The sequence below is a fragment of the Rhodovulum sp. 12E13 genome (assembly GCF_003340565.1).
Classification (GTDB): Bacteria; Pseudomonadota; Alphaproteobacteria; order Rhodobacterales; family Rhodobacteraceae; genus HLUCCA09.
In genome coordinates this window covers 1-1,058 of the sequence record NZ_QPLK01000109.1, presented here as the reverse complement: position 1 = coordinate 1,058, position 1,058 = coordinate 1, and the positions used below count along the sequence as shown (strand labels likewise).

General features: G+C 64.5%; 2 protein-coding genes. Both read right to left on the bottom strand.

Features of this window, described 5'->3' with window-relative positions:
- A partial coding sequence (locus DLJ49_RS22685; RefSeq protein WP_233489406.1) for a hypothetical protein occupies positions 1 to 205 on the bottom strand: 205 nt, incomplete at its 3' end.
- A gap of 61 nt (positions 206 to 266) precedes the next feature.
- A partial coding sequence (locus DLJ49_RS21300; RefSeq protein WP_115395493.1) for an IS110 family RNA-guided transposase occupies positions 267 to 1,058 on the bottom strand: 792 nt, incomplete at its 5' end.

Here is a 1,058-nt window from a genome sequence, read left to right as displayed (position 1 = left end):
CTTTTGTGGATGCCGCTCGGTTTGCAAGGAATTTCTGATCGTCGGGGCATGTGATCGAGTGCGTTCTTTTGTCAGGCCTGTTCGTGCGGCTGACATGGCGCCGCTGGCCGGGATGGTGATGCGCGGACCGGGGCCAAATCTCCAACAGCGAGTTCGAGACTCGGAGAACGTTACTGGTTTGCCCGGCCCGGATCGTTTCGATCATTTGTCCATTCGGATCATGCCTTCCTCACAACTCAGTGGCCCCAGCCCTGCCGGACGCCCGATCAGGCGCCGATCAGCACTGGACCACGATAGCTCTCACCGCGCGTCAGCATCGCCCAGATCCCGCGCGCCATCTTGTTCGCCAGCGCTACCGCCACGACCGGGATCGGCTTGCGCTCCAGCATCCGAGCCAACCACGAGCCCTTCGGCGCGCCTCGCCGGGTGGCCCATCGGATCACGGCCATGGCACCGGTGATCAGCAATCGTCGGATGTCGCGCTGCCCCATTTTCGAAGTCTTCCCCAGCCTCTGCTTGCCGCCGGTGGAATGCTGCCTCGGCACAAGACCAAGCCAGGCGGCGAAGTCGCGCCCGCGGCGGAACTGGTCCATGGGCGGTGCGAAGGTCTCGACCGCAAGCGCGGTAATCGGGCCGACACCCGGCATCGTTTGCAGCTGGCGCGGCAGGTCCGCTTCGTTCGACAGCGCCGCGATCCGCGCTTTCAAGGCGTCAATCCGCTTGGTCAGATGGGCGATCTGCTCGAGGAGCATATGGCAGATGTCCCGGGCCAGGTCGGGAATGCCTGTGTCTGGATCCTCGACGACTTTCGCGAGGCGCGGGACGTAGCCGATCCCCTCTGGGGCAACATGGCCGAACTCGTAGAGATGCGAGCGCAGCGCGTTCACGGCCTCGGTGCGCTGCTTCACGAGCTGTTCCCGCGTCCGGAATGCGACGGCACGTGCCTGCTGATCGGCCGATTTCGGTTCGACGAACCGCATCGTCGGCCGCAGCGCCGCTTCGACGATCGCCTCGGCATCCGCCGCGTCGTTTTTCTGCCGCTTGATGAAAGGCTTGAC